This is a genomic window from Modestobacter roseus (assembly GCF_007994135.1).
Taxonomy (GTDB): Bacteria; Actinomycetota; Actinomycetes; order Mycobacteriales; family Geodermatophilaceae; genus Modestobacter; species Modestobacter roseus.
In genome coordinates, this window is sequence record NZ_VLKF01000001.1 from 704,945 (window position 1) to 722,289 (window position 17,345).

16 protein-coding genes and 1 pseudogene are annotated in these 17,345 nt (G+C 73.7%); 8 read left to right on the forward strand and 9 right to left on the reverse strand.

Annotated features, from left to right (window positions below; genetic code table 11):
* Positions 1-106: 106 nt before the first annotated feature.
* The 5 genes from JD78_RS03395 to JD78_RS03415 form a co-directional block, all read right to left on the reverse strand.
* Complete coding sequence (locus JD78_RS03395) at positions 107-1,786, reverse strand: thiamine pyrophosphate-binding protein (RefSeq protein ID WP_153361496.1); 1,680 nt, start codon at positions 1,784-1,786, stop codon at positions 107-109.
* A 94-nt stretch (positions 1,787-1,880) separates the two neighbouring features.
* Entirely contained in the window at positions 1,881-2,876 is a 996-nt protein-coding gene (locus JD78_RS03400) for an ABC transporter substrate-binding protein (protein WP_153361497.1), read from the reverse strand.
* Between the two features lie 70 nt (positions 2,877-2,946).
* A complete protein-coding gene (locus tag JD78_RS03405; RefSeq protein ID WP_153361498.1) occupies positions 2,947-3,729 on the reverse strand; it encodes an ABC transporter ATP-binding protein in 783 nt (260 codons plus the stop codon).
* A 13-nt stretch (positions 3,730-3,742) separates the two neighbouring features.
* Positions 3,743-4,528, reverse strand: a complete 786-nt coding sequence (locus tag JD78_RS03410) for an ABC transporter permease (protein ID WP_153361499.1) — start codon at positions 4,526-4,528, stop codon at positions 3,743-3,745.
* Positions 4,525-5,379: an ABC transporter permease gene (locus JD78_RS03415; RefSeq protein ID WP_208103977.1), complete on the reverse strand. Its 855-nt coding sequence runs from the start codon at positions 5,377-5,379 to the stop codon at positions 4,525-4,527. The genes JD78_RS03410 and JD78_RS03415 overlap by 4 nt, the downstream gene beginning before the upstream one ends.
* A 378-nt stretch (positions 5,380-5,757) precedes the next feature.
* Here JD78_RS03415 and JD78_RS03420 point away from each other — a divergent pair, with 378 nt between their 5' ends.
* The 4 genes from JD78_RS03420 (at position 5,758) to JD78_RS03435 (ending at position 8,923) form a co-directional block, all read left to right on the forward strand.
* Positions 5,758-7,140 (forward strand): FAD-binding oxidoreductase, encoded by a 1,383-nt coding sequence (locus JD78_RS03420; RefSeq protein WP_153361500.1) that lies wholly within the window; start codon positions 5,758-5,760, stop codon positions 7,138-7,140.
* A gap of 65 nt (positions 7,141-7,205) precedes the next feature.
* Positions 7,206-7,649, forward strand: a complete 444-nt coding sequence (locus tag JD78_RS03425; protein ID WP_208103978.1) for a DUF3237 domain-containing protein — start codon at positions 7,206-7,208, stop codon at positions 7,647-7,649.
* A gap of 147 nt (positions 7,650-7,796) precedes the next feature.
* The gene (locus JD78_RS03430) at positions 7,797-8,480 is read left to right on the forward strand and encodes a permease (RefSeq protein WP_194290514.1); all 684 of its coding nucleotides are present in this window, start codon (positions 7,797-7,799) and stop codon (positions 8,478-8,480) included.
* 161 nt (positions 8,481-8,641) lie between these two features.
* On the forward strand, positions 8,642-8,923 hold the full coding sequence (locus JD78_RS03435) for a hypothetical protein (RefSeq protein WP_153361502.1): 282 nt from the start codon (positions 8,642-8,644) through the stop codon (positions 8,921-8,923).
* 18 nt (positions 8,924-8,941) lie between these two features.
* Here JD78_RS03435 and JD78_RS03440 read toward each other — a convergent pair whose 3' ends face one another.
* Positions 8,942-9,511, reverse strand: a complete 570-nt coding sequence (locus tag JD78_RS03440; protein ID WP_153361503.1) for a hypothetical protein — start codon at positions 9,509-9,511, stop codon at positions 8,942-8,944.
* 30 nt (positions 9,512-9,541) lie between these two features.
* On the reverse strand, positions 9,542-9,844 hold the full coding sequence (locus JD78_RS03445) for a hypothetical protein (protein ID WP_153361504.1): 303 nt from the start codon (positions 9,842-9,844) through the stop codon (positions 9,542-9,544).
* A 97-nt stretch (positions 9,845-9,941) separates the two neighbouring features.
* Here JD78_RS03445 and JD78_RS03450 point away from each other — a divergent pair, with 97 nt between their 5' ends.
* A complete protein-coding gene (locus JD78_RS03450) occupies positions 9,942-10,196 on the forward strand; it encodes a hypothetical protein (RefSeq protein ID WP_153361505.1) in 255 nt (84 codons plus the stop codon).
* 1 nt (position 10,197) lies between these two features.
* Here the strand turns inward: JD78_RS03450 and JD78_RS03455 are convergent, their stop codons facing one another.
* Positions 10,198-11,427, reverse strand: a complete 1,230-nt coding sequence (locus JD78_RS03455) for an acyl-CoA dehydrogenase family protein (protein ID WP_153361506.1) — start codon at positions 11,425-11,427, stop codon at positions 10,198-10,200.
* Positions 11,428-11,454: 27 nt separating this feature from the next.
* Positions 11,455-11,964: a mycothiol transferase gene (locus JD78_RS03460; RefSeq protein WP_153361507.1), complete on the reverse strand. Its 510-nt coding sequence runs from the start codon at positions 11,962-11,964 to the stop codon at positions 11,455-11,457.
* 108 nt (positions 11,965-12,072) lie between these two features.
* On the opposite strand from JD78_RS03460, the pseudogene JD78_RS03465 reads away from it, so the two are divergent.
* The 3 genes and pseudogenes from JD78_RS03465 to JD78_RS03475 form a co-directional block, all read left to right on the forward strand.
* Positions 12,073-13,872: pseudogene (locus tag JD78_RS03465) on the forward strand (non-ribosomal peptide synthetase); the annotation flags it as partial.
* Positions 13,873-14,027: 155 nt separating this feature from the next.
* Positions 14,028-14,648, forward strand: a complete 621-nt coding sequence (locus JD78_RS03470; RefSeq protein WP_243730967.1) for a thioesterase domain-containing protein — start codon at positions 14,028-14,030, stop codon at positions 14,646-14,648.
* A gap of 131 nt (positions 14,649-14,779) precedes the next feature.
* Positions 14,780-17,326 carry an AMP-binding protein gene (locus JD78_RS03475; RefSeq protein ID WP_166520960.1) on the forward strand — a complete coding sequence of 849 codons (2,547 nt, stop codon included), beginning with the start codon at positions 14,780-14,782 and terminating at the stop codon, positions 17,324-17,326.
* The last annotated feature ends 19 nt before the right edge of the window (positions 17,327-17,345 follow it).

A 17,345-nucleotide genomic window follows, 5' to 3' on the forward strand; every position in this document is an offset into this window, starting at 1 on the left:
GGTGCGGTCGCACCGCGCCCCCGCCGGTCGCCTCCCGGTGCCGGTTCGGCTGCCGGACCCTGACCCCGTCCGCACCCGAACCGACCCGCACCGGCCCGACGCCGTGTCAACCTGCGGTGTCGGCGTCCTCCGCCTGGCTCTCGGTGGCGAAGGAGTGGGCGATCATCCACGAGGCGAAGTCGGTGATCCGCGCGTCGATGACGATCGGCCGCCGCCGGGGGCCGGCCACCCAGTCCTGCACGGCCTTGAGGTCCTCGGGGGTCCGCACGGTGACCGCGTCGCAGCCGTAGCCGCGGGCGATCGACGCGATGTCGGTCTCGGGGAACTGGACGATGTCCAGCGGGTGGCCCTCCGGGCCGAAGTGGTGGGTCTCCGCGCTGTAGGCGTGGTCGTTGTAGACGATCACCGCCAGCGGCAGCTCCAGGCGCACGGCGGTGTCCAGCTCGACGTGGCTCATCATGAACCCGCCGTCGCCGACGCCGGCGACCGCGATCCGCCCCGGCGAGGCGAGCCCCGCGCCGATGGCGGTCGACAGCCCCAGGCCGATCGACTGGAAGGCCAGCGTCAGGCAGAAGCCCCGCTCGTCGGGCACCTCGAGGAACATCGCCGGGTAGCCGTTGAAGTTGCCGCCGTCGGGGGCGACGACGCGCTCCTTGGGCAGGATGTCGTCCAGCGCGATGGTCAGCGTGCGCGGGTCGATCAGCGCGTCGGTGCTCGTGTCCTCGTACGGCTCGTCCCGCCAGCGCAGCCGGGTCCGGATCCGCTCCTGCAGCTCGGGGCTGCGCCACGGCGCCGCCGTCCGCGGCCGGGCCCGCAGGCTCTCGGCGGCCGCCTCGGCGGTCGCCCGCACATCCCCGACGATCCCGTGGTCGACCGCGACGTGCCGGCCGATGGCCGCCGGGTCCTCGTCGATCTGCACGACGGTGGCGTCGGGGCCGACCAGCTGGCCGGCGCGCAGGGTCCACACGTTCAGCGACGCGCCCCAGCCGACGACGAGGTCGGCGGAGCTGATCAGCTCGGCGGCCAGCGGGCTGGCGAAGCCACCGGACACGTCGATGGACCACTCGTGCCCGGCGAACAACCCACGGGCCACGCCCGACGTCGCCAGCAGGGCGCCGCTGAGCTCACCGAGCTCGGCCAGTGCGTCCCGCGCGCCGGACAGCCGGGCGCCACGGCCGGCGATCAGCACCGGGCGCTCCGCCGAACGCAGCAGGTCGGCCAGCTGCTCGACCGACCGGGCGCCGGCCACGGGGGTCTCCAGCACCGGCAGCGGCAGCGGCGCGGCGGCGTCGTCGGGCACCTCGGCCTCCTGGATGTCCAGGGGCAGGTTGAGGACGACGGTCCGGTGGTCCACGGCCGCCCGGCGGAAGGCGCGCACGGCCTCCTGCACGGCGGTGCCCGCAGAGGTGATCGTCTCGGACTCGATCCCCAGGCCGCGGAGCACGGCGGGCTGGTCGACGTTGAAGTTGGACAGCACGTTCCAGCCGGCGGTGTCGGCCGCCAGCACCAGCAGGGGAGTGCGGCTCTTCGCCGCCTCGGTCAGCCCGGTCAGGGCGTTGGTCAGCCCGCACCCCTGGTGCACGGTGACCGCGGCCACCCGCTGGGTGGTCCGCGCGTAGGCGTCGGCCATGGTGGCCGCGCCCGCCTCGTGCCGGGTGGCCACGAACCGCGCACCCGCGCCCACGAGGGCGTTGGTCACGTAGAAGTTGCCGCTGCCGACGACGCCGAACACCTGGTCCAGCCCCTGCCGGGCCAGCTCCTGACCGATCGCTTCTGCTACTCGCACTGTGCTCGTGCTCCTCGTGAGATCCGGTGAGATGGGACCGGCCGCCGTCCCGGGGCAGGGCCTCGGGACGGCGGCCGGTCATGCGCGGCTCAGGTCAGCCGCAGACGAGCTCGTCGGCGGTGGGGGCCTCGTCGACGATGTCGTAGGTCTCCAGGAACCCCATCTGCTGGTCGATGGCGTCGTTCTGCAGCTCCGACTGGTAGACCGGCAGCCGCATCCGGCTGGCGACGTCCTCGGAGATCTGGGTGTAGGTCGGGATGATCTCCCGGATGGCGTCCGGGTTCTCCCGGGCGTACTCCAGCGAGGTGGTCATCGCCGACTCGAAGCGCTCGAGGACGTCGGGGTTCTGCTGCACGAACTGCTCGCTCGTCGCGTAGGACCCGTTCGGGTACTCCGGCGCGATGGTCGACTGCGGCGCGAAGGCGACCTTGCCGCCTTGGTCGAGCACGGTGGTGACGAACGGCTCGGACGTGTAACCGGCGTCGATCCGGCCGGCCTCGACTGCGGCGGGCACCTCCGGGAAGGGCACCTCGATCAGGTTGACCGTGCTCCAGTCGACCCCCTCCTGGTCCAGCGCCGCCTTGAGCATGACCTCGGCGACACCGCCCAGGCCGTTGACGCTGATGGTCTTGCCGGCGAGGTCCGCCGCGCTGGAGATGTCGCTGTCGCCGCTGGCGACCAGCACCTGCCAGTCGTCCTCGGTGGTGGTCCCCGTGGCGTCGCTGGCGGTCGCCACGCAGACCGGCACCCCCTGGGCGGCCGCGATGCCGGCGGAGATGTAGCCGACGAAGCCGAAGTCGAAGTCGCCGGACACCAGCCCGGTGATGATGTCGTTGCCGGTCTGCAGGACGGTGGGCTCGATCTCCAGGCCCTCGTCCTCGAAGAAGCCCTGCTCCATGCCGAGGTACATGGCGGCGGCGTTCGCGATGGGCAGCGTGCCGACCTGCACGGTCTCCGTGCCGCCGCCCTCACCCCCGCCGCCGGAGGCCTCGGTGTCGCTGTCGCCGCCACAGCCGGTGGCCGCGAGGGCGACCACGGCCAGGCCGGCGACCGTGGTGGTGGCGCGACGGGTGAACGGACGGTGGCTCATCGTTCTCCTTCAGGTGGTGTTGCGTCGGTGGAACACCGGGCGGCCCCTCGGGGGAGCGGCCGCCGGAGGATCAGGCCGGGACGTCGGCGGCCTCGGGCCGCTTGATGGAACGCCAGACGTAGGCCCGCAGGTGGGCGAAGTCCGCCAGCTCCTTGGTGGCGACCTGGTCGCGGGGGCGGGGGAGCGGGACGTCGACGATCTCCTGCACCCGGGTGGGCGACGGCGACAGCACCACGACCCGGTCGCTGAGGTACACCGACTCGTCGATGTCGTGGGTGACGAAGACGACGGTGACGCCGTACCGCCCGCGCAGCTCCAGCACGAGGTCCTCCAGGTCGGCGCGGGTCTGCGCGTCGACGGAGGCGAACGGCTCGTCCATGAGCAGGATCTCGGGCTGGTAGGCCAGCGCCCGCGCGATGGCCACGCGCTGCTGCATGCCGCCCGACAGCTGCCAGGGGTACTTCTTCCCGGCCCCGGCCAGGCCGACCGACTGCAGGGTGTCGCGCACCAGCTCCGCGGACTCGGACTTCTCCAGCTTCCGGTGCTTGAGCGGGAAGGCGACGTTCTCCTCCACGGTCATCCACGGGTAGAGCGACCGCGAGTAGTCCTGGAAGACCAGGGCCATCTTCTCCGGCGGGCCGTCGACCACCTCGCCGTCGAGGTAGACACCGCCCGCGGTGGGCGGCAACAGCCCGGCCATCATCTTCAGCAGCGTGGTCTTGCCCGCGCCCGAGGGGCCGACGATGCAGACCAGCTCCCGCTGCTCGACGGTGAAGGTGATGTCGGCAACGGCTTCGAAGGCACGCTTGGTGCCCTCCTGGTAGACCTTCCTGAGGCCTTCGACGCGCAACATGGGGGACCTCCGGTCAGCCGGCGCCGGCGCGGGCACCGCGGTGCCAGCGGAGCACTCGGCGCTCGACGAGCAGGAACAGGACGTTGAGCACGTAGCCGAGGATGGCCAGGAGGAAGATCCCGGACCACATCGCGGTGATGGCGTACGTGCGCTGGGACTGCAGGACGAAGTAGCCGATGCCGTTGCTGCTGGCGATCATCTCCGAGACGACCATCATGATCACGGCCAGCGACAGGCTGATCCGGGCACCGGCGAAGATCTGCGGCGAGGCCGAGGGCAGCACCACGCGGAACAGCCGGTCCCGCGCCGGGATGCCGTAGCTGCGGGCGGTCTCCCGCAGCGCCGGGTCGACGCCGGCCACGCCGTCGATGGTGTTGAGCAGGATGGGCCACACGCAGACGAAGGCGATCAGCGCCACCTTCATCTCCGAGCCGATGCCCAGCAGCAGGATCCCGGCGGGCAACAGCACCGGGGCCGGGATGGCCCGCAGGAACTGGACGACGGGGTCGGCCATCCGGCCGAGCGTCTTGTTCAGCCCCAGCGCCACCCCGATGACCACCGCGGCGACCACGGCGATCGCGTAGCCGGCGAACATCCGGGCCAGGCTCGGGACGACGTCGCTGCCGACCCGCTCGAACAGCCAGGTCTCGCCGAAGGCGCGGAAGATCTCCACCAGCGGCGGGAAGTAGAACGACGTGCTGTTCGACGACGCCAGCGCCCAGGCCGCCAGCAGGGCGATCGGGACGATGAACTCCAGGCCGATGCCCAGGAACCGGATCGGCCGGCTGGTCTCCCTCATCGGGCACGCTCCCGCTGCGACGCGTGCCAGTGCAGCAGACGCCGTTCGATGACGGACAGGACGATGTTCAGCAGCCAGCCGATCAGGCCGGTCACGATGATCAGGGCGTACATCCCGGGCACCGCGCCGCTCTGCCGGGCGATGTTGATCTCCTGCCCGAGGCCGGGTGCGCCGAGGACCAGCTCCGCGGTCACCGACAGGATCAGCGCGACCGCCGAGGAGATGCGCACGCCGGTGACGATGTAGGGCAGCGCGCTGGGCAGCACCACCCGACGCAGCCGGGTGAAGGCGCCGATGCCGAAGGAGCGGGCGGTGTCCAGGCCCACCGGGTCGACGTCGCGGACGCCGTACAGCGTCTGCAGCAGGATCGGCCACGTCGCGGCGAACGCGGCGAGGAACCACTTGCTCTCCAGCCCGGCCCCGAAGACGAGCACGGCCAGCGGGATCAGCGCGACCGACGGGATCGGGCGGAGGAACTCCACCGTCGTCCGGGTGGCCATGAACAGCAGGAACACCGAGCCGATCACGATGCCCAGCGGCAGTGCGATCACCAGTGCGGTGCCCAGGCCCAGCCCCCAGCCCTGGAGGGTCTGCCCGATCGGCTCCCAGATGGAGCCGTCGGCGACCCGGTCCCAGAGCGCGCCGAACATCTCCGACGCCGGCGGGAAGAACCGCCGGTCGATCAGGCCGATCCGGGGGAGCAGCTCGAACAGGCCGATGGCGAGGGCCACCCCCAGCAGCGGGAGCCCCCAGTCGCGCAGCTGCCCGGCCCGCCGGTCGTCCGGCGTCCGGGCCGCGCGGTCACCGCGCGGGCCGGGCGCCGCGGCGTCCGCGGCGGACTCGCTGGCCACCGAGGGCGGTGTCGTCGGGCCCACGGGGGCGGTCGTCGTGGCCTCGACCGTGGGGCTGCCCGAGGACCGGGCGTCGCCAGGTCCCGCAGGTCGACTGGACCTCGTCACGGTCCTCCCTTCGAGTGCGTCAGGTGGTGGAACGTCCGGCTGTGCATGCGAACGGGGGTGTGCGGGCGTTCTGTGCGGCACCGCCACCCCGGGATGAGCCTAGGGCGCAGATGTGGCGCGCGACACCATTGCACGGGCCGGTTCGACAGAGCGTTTCCGGCAGGTGGAACCGCGACGTCCGTCCTGGCCGGCTACGTCGGACGACGTAGCCGGTGTGCGCGCCGCCGCCGGCCGCTTGCCCGCCGGGCCGCCGTCTGCTTGCTTGGGTGGATGGAGGACACGGTCGCCCAGGGCGCCCCGGTCGAACTGCTGCGGACGGCGCTCCCGGACGGGGTGGTCGTCACCGACCCGGCGGTGGTCGAGGGGTACCGCCACGACTGGTCGCGGCTGCCCGACGCCGGGTGGCCGGTGGCCGTGGTGCGCGCCGAGTCGGCCGCCCACGTGCAGACCGCCGTCCGCTGGGCCGCCGAGCACCGGGTCCCGGTGACCGTGCGGGGCGCGGGCACGAGCCTGGCCGGCGGGGCCACCGCCGTCGACGGCTGCCTGCTGCTGAGCACCGAGCGGATGACGGCGATCGAGATCGACCCGGTCGACCGCACCGCCGTCGTCGGGCCGGGGGCGCTCAACGCCGCCGTCAAGGACGCCGCCGCGGCGCACGGGCTCTGGTACCCGCCGGACCCCGGTTCCTTCCGGATCTCCTCGATCGGCGGGAACGTCGCGACCAACGCCGGTGGCATCTGCTGCGTCAAGTACGGCGTCACCACCGACTACGTCCAGGGGATCGACGTCGTGCTGGCCGACGGGCGGCTGATCACCCTGGGTGGGCGCACCGTCAAGGACGTCGCCGGGCTGCCGCTGCTCAAGCTGTTCGTCGGCAGCGAGGGCACCCTGGGCGTGATCACCCGGGTCGTGCTCCGGCTGGTGCCGCAGCCGCACCCGGCCGGGACGCTCGTGGCCTACTTCGACACCCCCCGGGACGCCGCCCGCGCCGTGGTGGCGATGGGCTCCCGGGTGCGGCCCTCGATGCTGGAGCTGATGGACTCGGCGTCGATCAACGCCGTCGAGGACCTCCGGGCGATGGGCCTGGACCGGGACGCCGGCGCCCTGCTGGTCGGCCAGTCCGACGCGCCCGGCGGCGCCCGGGCCGGCGAGCTCGCCGTCATGACCGAGTGCTGCGAGGCGGCCGGTGCGACCACCGTGTTCGCGACCGACGACCCGGTCGAGGGGGACCTGTTCCTCGAGGCGCGACGCGCGGTCGGCCCGGCCATCGAGGTCCGCGGCGCCGCCCTGCACGAGGACATCTGCGTGCCCGTGCACCAGCTGCCCACCGCGATGGCGCGCATCGAGGAGATCGCCGCGACCTTCCAGGTGGAGATCCCGGTCTTCGCGCACGCCGGTGACGGCAACCTGCACCCGGTGATCGTCCACCGCCCCGGCGACGAGGAGGGCCGGGCGCGCGCCCTGCAGGCCTTCGACGCCGTCCTCCAGGTGGCCCTCGAGTGCGGCGGCACCATCACCGGCGAGCACGGGGTCGGGCGCACCAAGCGGGCGGCCCTGCTCGACCAGCTCGACGCCGACGTGATGGACGTCGGACGGCGGGTGCGCAGCGCGCTGGACCCGCTGGGCATCCTCAACCCCGGCGTGCTCTGGTGAGCCGCCCTCGACCGGATCGGAGCACGGTGCCGCCCACCGCACCACCCTCACCCACCCCGCCTCCCTTGGAGCACCTGCTGCACCTCGAGGTCACCGTCGCTCCGCCGATCGAGATCGGCGCGACCCCGGGCGGCCTGCGCCGGGTCGTCCCGATCACCGGCGGCATCGTCTCCGGCCCGCTGCTGACCGGCCGGGTGCTGCCGGGCGGGGCCGACTTCCAGGTGATCCGGACCCCGACGGAGACCGTGGCCGAGGCCCGGTACGTGCTTGAGTCCGACCAGGGGGAGCGGGTCTACGTCGAGAACACCGGCCTGCGCACCGGGTCGGCCGAGGACATCGCCCGGCTGCGCGACGGCCTCCCGGTCGACCCGGCCCGGATCTACTTCCGGTCGGTGCCCCGCTTCGAGACCGACGCCCCGCGGCTGGCCGTGCTCACCTCGCACGTGTTCGTCGGGTCAGGGGTCCGGCATCCGGACACCGTCGTCTTCGACTTCTTCCGCGTCGGCTGACGGACGCGCTCCCGGCGCTCCCGGCGGTTCCCGCGGAGTTCCCCGCGCGGGTGACGATTCGGTGACAGCTCCGTCCCTGATGGTGGGCCGCGGGCCTCGTGGGAACAGCTCTGGTGTCAACGACCCCGAGCGGAACGAGGAATCGAGATGACGGAGAGTCGTACACGAACGGAGACGGCGTTCACCGAGAACGTCGCCGAGCCCGTCGGCGTCAGCGGTGAGGGCGCCACGCGTGCCGGGGCCGTCGACCCGGTCGCCCACACCGGCACCGCGCCGGTGCTCGTGAGCGGGTCGTCGTCCCGCCGCGACCGGGTGCGCTGGGGTCCGGTCTGGGCCGGCCTGATCGTGGCCGTGCCGACCTTCCTGCTCCTGCAGGTGGCCACTCTCGCCGTGGGCTGGTGGGACGTCGGCGCCAACGACGGGGCGAGCAACGCCGACTGGCTCAGCGGCGTCAACGGCCTGATCGCCCTGTTCCTGGGTGGGCTGACCGCGGGTGCGACCGCGCTGTGGCGCGGGTTCGCCGAAGGGCTGCTGCACGGCATCCTGGTGTGGGCCCTCACCGTGGTCACCCTGGTGGTCCTGACCCTCTTCGGTGGGGGTGCCCTGTTCGGTTCCCTGGCCGGCGTGGTCACCGACGTCGCCAGCATCCAGCAGGCCAACCTGCCGGACATCGCCGCCGGCCAGGCGGCCGACGTGGCCCGCAACAGCGCCGAGTGGGCCGCCCTGGGCCTGGGCCTCTCGATCGCCGCGGCTGCGATCGGTGGCGTGATCGGCGCCAAGATGTGGCCGAGCAAGAAGGCCGTCGAGAAGGACGACTCGACCGTCCGCTGACGCCTCGGCGCCTCACGAGCGCCTGCCATGACCGCCCCGTGCACCGTCCGGTGCACGGGGCGGTCGTGTGTCCGGGGGTGCCTCGTCGCGGCTGCCCGGATGCCGGGTGGCGTGGGGACGGCCATGATCGGTGACGTGATCATCTCTGCAGCGGGTCGTGCATGACCGCGTCCGAGCAGCGCCCCTCCAACCGCTGGGAGCGGGCGGCGCAGGCGGACCGACGACGCTCCAGGGAAGAGGCCAGGGCGTTCCTGGCTCGGCGCTCGTTCGGGCACGACCTGGCCGTCCAGCTGGCCTGGGGGTGCCTGGGCGCGGTCGTGGGACTCCTGCTGAGCGGCTGGGGCCTCGCCGCCGTCAACTTCGTGATCCTCACCGGCGGGGGCCTGCTGACCCGCGAGTTCCTCCGTCGCCGCTACGCCCGCGACCCAGATCCCGACAGCTGACTGCGCCGGCTCCGCAGCTCAGCTCCGGCGGCGACGGGACTCGATCGCGGCCAGCACCGTCTTCCGGCTGCTGCCCAGCTCGCGCTCCGCCTGCTCGGCCCGGTCGAGCTGTGAGTCCCCGCTCATCCGTCGCACCGCCCGCTGCGCCTCGTCGGCGGTCATCCCGACCAGCTCGGCGGCCGCGCGGGCCTCCCGGGCCGCGTCGGTGTTGGGCACGTGCTGGTCCTGCGCCCGCTCCTTGACCCTCTCGGTCTCCGCGCGATCATCGTCGCTGAGCAGTTGCCACGCGGCGTCGGGGAGGTAGCGCCCGGTGTGGTCGCCGTGCCGGGCGCGGTCACCGCCGTCCCCGGTGTGCCAGTCCTGCTCGGTCCACTGCCGCAGGTGCTGCTGGGACTCGCTGCGCTCGCCCTCGTGCCGGTAGCCGCCGCCGTGCTGCTCGTACTCGTGCACCAGCAGCTGGCTCTTGCGGGCGCTCCACTGACCGGGGCGACCGCCGCGGTCACCTGCCTTGATCTTCTCCTTGAGCCGCTCCCGCAGCTCGGGGTCGCTGTAGTCGCCCGCGTAGTCCTCCGCTGACTTCCCGCTCATGGGCAGCGCCGTACCCCGGGTTCGGAGACGTCAGTCCGAGGGCGGCAGCAGCCGGGGCGCGAAGACCTCGTCGATCGGGCGCGGACCGACGTACTGCCGGCAGCTGCAGCTCACCCAGGTGTGCCCGGCCCACTTGCCGCGCTTGGTGTAGGCGTCCCGGGCCACCTCCGAGTGGCAGATGCCCTGCTCCGGGTCGTGCTGGCTCAGCGGATGGCCGCAGCCGCACATCGCCTGCGGCAGCGCCGGGGCTGCGCCCCGTCGTCGTCCCAGCCGCCCGGCGACGAAACCGACCGCCAGCAACGCGCCACCCACCAGCAGGCTCACCGGCTCCACGGGGCACCTCCTCGACTCACGCTCCGACGGTAGCGCCGTCCGGTGGTCAGGCGGCGACGATGGTTGACCAGTTGTGGCCTGGGGCACACCGAAATGCGTGAACAGCTACGCCGTCGGCTTCGCCCGACCAGACCGCCGGTCCTGGGCCCAGCCGGCAGACCAGCCCATGTCCTGGCACGCGGTGGAGGCCCACCGCCCCGCCGACGAGCTCGACGGGGAGGTGGAGCTCGCCGTCTGCGGGGCGATCGTGCAGGTCTGGGGATCGCAGCGGTGGGAGCGGGTCGGCCGCGGACGGTCCGGCTGCACCGACTGCCGGCGGCGGACGGCGCAGGAGCTGCAGCGGGTGAGCTGATTCAGATCGACTGCGGCGGCTCGGGCGCCGTCCGCGGGGCGGCCCGGCGGCCGGTGATCGCCGAGATGCCGGTGACCTCCCGGCCCACGATCAGCGCCTGCACGTGGTCGGTGCCCTCGAAGGTGTAGATCGCCTCGATGTCGGCGTGGTGCCGGGCCACGTGGTGCTCCAGCAGGATCCCGTCGCCGCCGAGCAGGTCCCGCGCGTCGGCCACGATCGCCCGGGCCTTCTTCGCGTTGTTCATCTTCGCCAGCGACGCCATCGCCGCGGTCATCCGGTCCTCGTCGGCCAGCACCGACAGCCGCCAGCACAGCAGCTGCATGCTGGTGATCTCCGCGAGCATCCGGGCCAGCTTCTCCTGCACCAGCTGGTAACCGGCGATCGGCTGGCCGAACTGCTCCCGCCGCAGGGTGTGCGCCAGCGCCAGCTCGTAGGCGGCCTCGGCCACGCCCAGCGCCCGCCAGGCCACGGTGTACCGGGTCCGGTCGAGCACCTTCGCGACGTCCTTGAAGGAGTGGCACCCGGCCAGCCGGTTCTCCGCCGGCACCCGCACCCCGTCGAGGGTGATCTCGGCCTGCCACACCGCGCGCAGCGCCGTCTTGCCGGTCATCCGGGTCGCGGTCCAGCCGATCGACCCCTTCGGGACGACGTAGCCGCCGACGTCGCCGTCCTCGTCCCTGGCCCAGATCAGCACCAGGTCGGCGATGGTGCCGTTGCCGATCCACTTCTTCGCCCCGGTGAGCACGTACTCGTCGCCGTCCCGCACCGCCCGGGTCTCCAGCGCCACGGCGTCCGAGCCGTGCTGGGGCTCGGTCAGGCCGAACGCGCCGATCGTCTCCAGCCGGGCCATCGCCGGCAGCCAGCGCTCCTTCTGCTCCGCGCTGCCGAGCATGTCGATCGACTGCATCGCCAGGAAGCTGTGCACGCCGTAGAAGGTGCCGAGGCTGCCGTCGGCGCGCGCCCACTCGCGGGCCACCAGCCCGGCCGCGACGGCGCTCATGCCGGGGGAGCCGTACCCGCGCACGGTGCCGCCGGCGATGCCCAGCCCGGCGATCCCCGGCAGCAGCGCGTGCGGGAACTCGGCGCGCTCCCAGTAGTCGTTGATCACCGGGGTGACCTCGCGGGTGCAGAACTCCCGGACCCGATCGCGGACCTCGATCTCCGCCGGGTGCAGCAGGTCCTCGAGGACGTAGAAGTCGGTTCCGGTCGGGGTGGTGGCAGCGCTGCTCACCCGGCGGACGTTACGCGCGCGAGCGGTTCAGCGGCGGTCGAGGGTGCCGCGCAGGAACGCGGCCTGGCCGGCGTGCTGCAGGTCGTCGGTGAGCACGCTGACCAGCCGGACCCCGAGGGTCACCGGCGGGTCCCAGCGCTCGTCGACGACCCGGTCGAGGTCGGCGTCGGACAGGCCGCGGACGAACTCCGCGGTCCGGCGGTGCACCTCGGTGGAGTAGCCGGTCAGCAGTTCGGGGTCGGTCACCCGGGTCGCGGCGACGTCGTCGCTGCTGAAGCCGTAGCCGGTGGCGCCGAGGTCGAACGGGAGGTCGAACCGCTCGGCCCACCCCGCGTCGGTCCAGGCCTGCGGACGGCCGGCGACCTCGGCCACGTGGTCGTCCTGCACCCGGAGGAGGTGCCAGACCAGCCAGCCGATCGTGTTGGCCTGGGGGTCGATCCGCTCGTCCAGCAGTGCCGGGTCCAGGCCGTCGAGGACTCCCCGGACGGCCCCTTCGACGTTGTCGAACGCGGTCAGCAGCAGGTCGCGGCTCAGCATGCCGGCGGCGTACCCCCGAGCCGGGTCGCGGCAACATGCGTTCCGCCCGAGCACCCGCTCGGCTGATCGGCGTTCCCTTCCTGCCGATGTCGTACTACTTTCCCGACCATGGAGCCCGGGGAGCAACAGGGGTTGCGGTCTGGTCCGGTGGGGTTCGCGCCCCTGGACGAGCGCAGCGTGGACGACTGGTTGATCGACCGGATCGCCGAGGTGGCGCTCGGCCAGCCGGAGGTGCCGGCGCTGGCCGACCGGGATCGCGCGGTGTCCTACGCCGACCTCCTGCGGGAGGCGGAGACCGTCCGCGCCGCGGTCGTGGCGGCCGAGGACGACGGCCGCCCCGTGTGCGTGCTCCGGCGGCCGGGGGTCGACGCGGTGGTCGCGGTTGTCGGGGTGATCGCCGCCGGCACGCCGGTGGTGGTGCTCGACCCCACGACCCCGGCCCCGCGGCTGCGGCACTACGTGGAGCTGGCCGGGGCGCGGGTGTGCGTCTCCGAACCGGCGCACGCCGAGGTCGCCGCCGAGGTCTGCCCGGTGGTCGTCCAGCCGACCGGGCCGGCGGGCGACCCGGAGCTGGCGTCGGTCGCCGCGGCGCTCGGGTCGGCACCGCGAGGGCCGGGCGAGGCGGTCAGCCTGGTGTTCACCTCGGGATCGACGGGGCTGCCCAAGGGCGTGTTCTCCGACTCCCGCACGCTGGTGCACGACGCCTGGACGAACTCCGTGGCCAGCGGTTGCTACGGCCCCGGTGACGTGGTGGCCAACCTGCTGCCGCTCGGGTTCGACGCGGGGTTGAAGGGCGCTCTCGCCGGGCTCCTGGCCGGCACGACGCAGCAGCTGTTCGACCCCCGCACCCGGTCGGTCTCCGAGCTGCCGGGCTGGTTGCGGGAGGTGGGCGCCTCCGTGCTGGTGGCCAGCCCGGCGATCATGCGGGGCCTGGTCGCGACGCTCCCGCCGGGGGACCGCCTGGACACGCTGTCGACCGTCACGATGGGCGGGGAGACGGTGCACGCCGCCCAGATGGCCGCGATCCGCGGGGTCGTCGGCCCGGACTGCGAGATCCGCAACCGGTACGGGTCGACCGAGACCGGGCTGCTCGCCGAGTTCCGGCTGCGGCCGGGAGACCCGGCGCCCGCCGGCGCCGTACCGGTGGGCCGGCCGGTGCCCGGCATGCAGTTCCTCGTGGAGATGGAGGACGGCGAGCGGCGCGAGCACGGCACCGGGCGCCTGGTGGTGACCTCCCACTGGCTGGGCCGCGGGTACTGGGGCGCGCCGGAGCTGACCGCGGCTGCCTTCTCCGACGCGGCCGACGGGGCCCGCACGTTCCGGACCAGTGACTCGGCCCGGATCGACGAGGACGGCTACGTGACCCTGCTGGGCCGCACCGACCACAGCGTCAAGGTCCGCGGCCACCTCGTCGAACCGGGCGAGGTCGACGCCGCCCTCTTCGCCCTCCCCGAGGTCCGCGAGGCGGTGGTCGTCGGGGCCGAGAACGCGCGGGGGCAGATCCGCCTCGTCGCCTACGTCGTTCCAGCGGCCGAGCGGCTGGACGCTGCGACCGTCCGGCGCGCCGTCCGCGACGTGCTGCCCGGCTTCATGGTGCCGCAGGACATCGTGTTCCTCACCGCCCTGCCGCGGACCGAGCGGGGCAAGCTGGACCGTTCCGCGCTGCCGCCGCCGCCCGCCCGGACCGGGACCGTGCCGCCCGGCACCGACTGGGAGCGGGTGGTCGCCGCCGAGTTCGCGCGCGCCCTCGAGCTCGAGGAGGTCGGGCTGCACGATGACTTCTTCGAGCTGGGCGGCGACTCGCTGGCGGCGGAGGCGCTGCTGGCGTCGATGGGCACCGAGATGAAGGTGCCGGCGCGAGTGCTCACCACCACGCTGCTGCAGGAGTCGCCGACGGTCGCGTCCTTCGCCGAGGCGGTGCGACGGGGCCGGACCCCCGAGCACCCGACCATGGTCCGGCTCCGCGGCGAGGGCAGCCGTGCGCCGCTGTTCTGCGTCGCGGGGGCGGGGGTGTGGCCGTCGGTTTCCGGTCGCTGGCCCTCCGGCTCGGGCCGGACCAGCCGGTGTGGGGGTTGCAGGCCCACGGCATGGAGAACCGCGGGCTGCCGGACTGGTCGGTGCAGGCCATCGCCCGCCGTCACCTGGTCGCCGTGCGGACCGTGCAGCCGCACGGGCCCTACCGGCTCGCCGGGCACTCCCTGGGCGGGGTCGTCGCCCTGGAGATGGCTCATCAGCTGCGGGCCGCGGGGGAGGAGGTCGCACTGCTGACCGTCCTCGACTCGTTCCCGCCCGACCCCCGGACGTCGCCTCCGGCGATCGACGGTGGGCCGCTCAGGCGGGTGAAGCAGATCGGTGCCCTGGTGCTGACCGGGATCGTCCCGGACGCGGGCAAGGGGCACTACCTGCGCTTCTTCCGGCAGGGGATGTGGCTGCAGCGGCGGTACCGGGGGGTTCCCTGGGACGGCCGCACGCTGGTGCTGGTGGCCGGGGATGACCCGGACTCCGCGGCGCGCTCCCGCTGGTCCGGCTACCTGACCGGGCAGTGGTCGATGCACGAGGTGCCGGGCAACCACACCGGGATGCTGCACGAGCCGAACGTCGCCGAGGTCGCGAAGCTCGTGGCGGCCGAGCTCGACGCGGTGTCCGGCGTCGGCAGCTGGGTCCCCACGGGGCTGGACGCGTGACCTGACGAGGCAGGGGCGGCCTCGCCCCGACCTGCACGCCAGGACGGCCCGGATGTTGCTCCGGACGGTTCCGTACTAGCTTCCCGATCATGAGCCATGCGGAGCGCGACTCGGTTGGCCACCATTTTTCGATGGTTGGTGCAACCGACCGGCTGTCACCGCTGGACGGGCGCGATGCGGACGGCCGCCTGATCGACCGGCTGGTCGAGGTCGCGCTCGCGCAGCCGGAGGTGCTGGCGCTGGCCGACCGGGAACGCTCGGTCCGGTTCGCCGACGTCGTGTTCGAGGCCGAGGCCGTCCGCGCCGCGGTGGCCGAGGCCGAGGACGCCGGCCGTCCGGTGTGCGTGCTCCGGACGCCGGGGGTCGACGCCGTGATCGCGGTGGTGGGCGTGATCGCGTCCGGCGCGCCGATGGTCGTGCTCGACCCCACCACCCCGGCTGCCCGGCTGCGGCACTACGTGGAGCTGGCGGGCGCGCGGGTCTGCGTCAGTGACGCCGCGCACGCGGACGTCGCCGCGGAGGTGTGCCCCGTGGTGCTCCTGCCCGGTAGGGGACCCGACGGGCAGGACCTGCAGGAGGTGGCGGCCGCGCTCCGGTCCACCCCGCACGGTTCGGGGGACACGGTCAGCATCGTCTACACCTCCGGCTCGACGGGCCTGCCCAAAGGCGTGTTCTCGGCCGCCGGCACCGCGCTGCACGACACGTGGACGAACTCCTCCGGCAGCGGCTGCTACGGGCCCGGTGACGTGGTGGCCAACCTGCTGCCGATGGGGTTCGACGCGGGGTTGAAGACCGCCCTCGGCGGCCTGCTGGCCGGCAGCACCCAGCAGCTGTTCGACCCTCGCACCTGCCCGGTGCCCGAGCTGGCGGGCTGGCTGCGGGAGGTGGGCGCCTCGGTCCTGATCGCCAGCCCGGCGATCATGCGCGGGGTGGTGGCGACCCTCCCACCCGGCGACCGGCTGGAGACGCTGACGAGGGTCTCGATGGGCGGGGAGACCGTCCACGCCGCACAGCTCGCCGCGATCCGCTCCGTCGTCGGACCCGGCTGCGAGATCCGCAACCGCTACGGCTCGACCGAGACGGGCTTGCTGTCGGAGTTCCGGCTGATGCCCGGTGACCCCCTGCCCGCCGGTGCCGTCCCGGTGGGGCGGTCGGTCGAGGGGATGCACTTCGCCGTGGAGGACGAGCAGGGTCAGCGGCACGAGCACGGCACCGGGCGTCTGGTGGTGAGCTCCCGGTGGCTGACCGAGGGCTACTGGGGCGCGCGGGAGGCCACCGCGGCCGCCTACTCCGGTCCGGTCGACGGGGTCCGGAGCTTCCGCACGAACGACGTCGCCCGGATCGACGAGGACGGCTGCGTGACGTTGCTCGGCCGCACCGACCACAGCGTCAAGATCCGCGGCCACCTGGTCGCGCCGGGGGAGGTGGACGCCGCCCTCTTCGCCCTGCCCGAGGTGCGGGAGGCGGTGGTCGTCGGCGTCGAGGCGGGCGGGCAGACCCGGCTGGTCGCCTACGTCGTCCCGGCGGTGCAGCGGCTGGACGCCGCGACGGTGCGGCGCGCGGTCCGCGAGGTGCTGCCGGGCTTCATGGTGCCGCAGGACGTCGTCCTGCTGCCGGCGCTGCCGCGCACGGAGCGGGGCAAGCTGGACCGTTCCGCGCTGCCGCCGCCCCCGCCCCGGACCGCCACCACCCCGCCGGGCACCGACTGGGAGCGCGTGGTGGCCGCCGAGTTCGCGCGCGCCCTCGGGCTGGACGAGGTGGGGCTGCACGACGACTTCTTCGAGCTCGGTGGCGACTCGCTGGCGGCCGAGGCGCTGCTGGCGGCGATGGGGACGCAGATGGACGTGCCGGCCCGGCTGCTGTCCACGACCCTGCTGCAGGAGTCGCCGACGGTCGCCTCGTTCGCCGAGGCGGTGCGGCGCCGCCGGGCGCCGGAGCACCCGACCATGGTCCGGCTCCGCGCCGAGGGCAGCCGCCCGCCGCTGTTCTGCATCGCGGGCGCGGGCGGCGTGGCCGTCGGTTTCCGGTCGCTGGCGCTCCGCCTGGGGCCGGACCAGCCGGTGTGGGCGTTGCAGGCGCACGGCATGGAGAACCGGGGGCGGCCGGACTGGTCGGTCCAGGCGATCGCACGCCGCCACCTGGCCGCGGTGCGGACCGTGCAGCCGCACGGCCCGTACCGGCTCGCCGGGCACTCGCTGGGCGGGATCGTCGCGCTGGAGATGGCCCACCAGCTGCGCGCCGCGGGGGAGGAGGTGGCGCTGCTGGCCGTGCTCGACTCCTTCCCGCCGGGCAGGAAGACATCCCCACCGGCGATCGACGGGGGGCTCCTCCGGCGGGTGAAGCAGATCGGCGCCCTGGCGTTGACCGGCATCGTCCCGGACGCGGGCAAGGGCCACTACCTGCGCTTCTACCGCCAGGGCATGTTCCTGCAGCGCCGGTACCAGGGCGCTGCCTGGGACGGCCGCACCCTGGTGCTGGTCGCCCGGGACGACCCGGACGCCACCGCCCGGGCCCGCTGGTCGAGCCACCTCACGGGGGAGTGGGCCTTGCACGAGGTGCCGGGCAACCACACCGGGATGCTGCACGAGCCCGACGTCGGCCGGGTCGCGGAGCTGGTGGCCGCCGAGCTCGACGCGGTGGTGAACTCGGGACGTCGACCGGGCCACGGCGCGCCGTGAGGGGTTGCGCCGCTTCGCC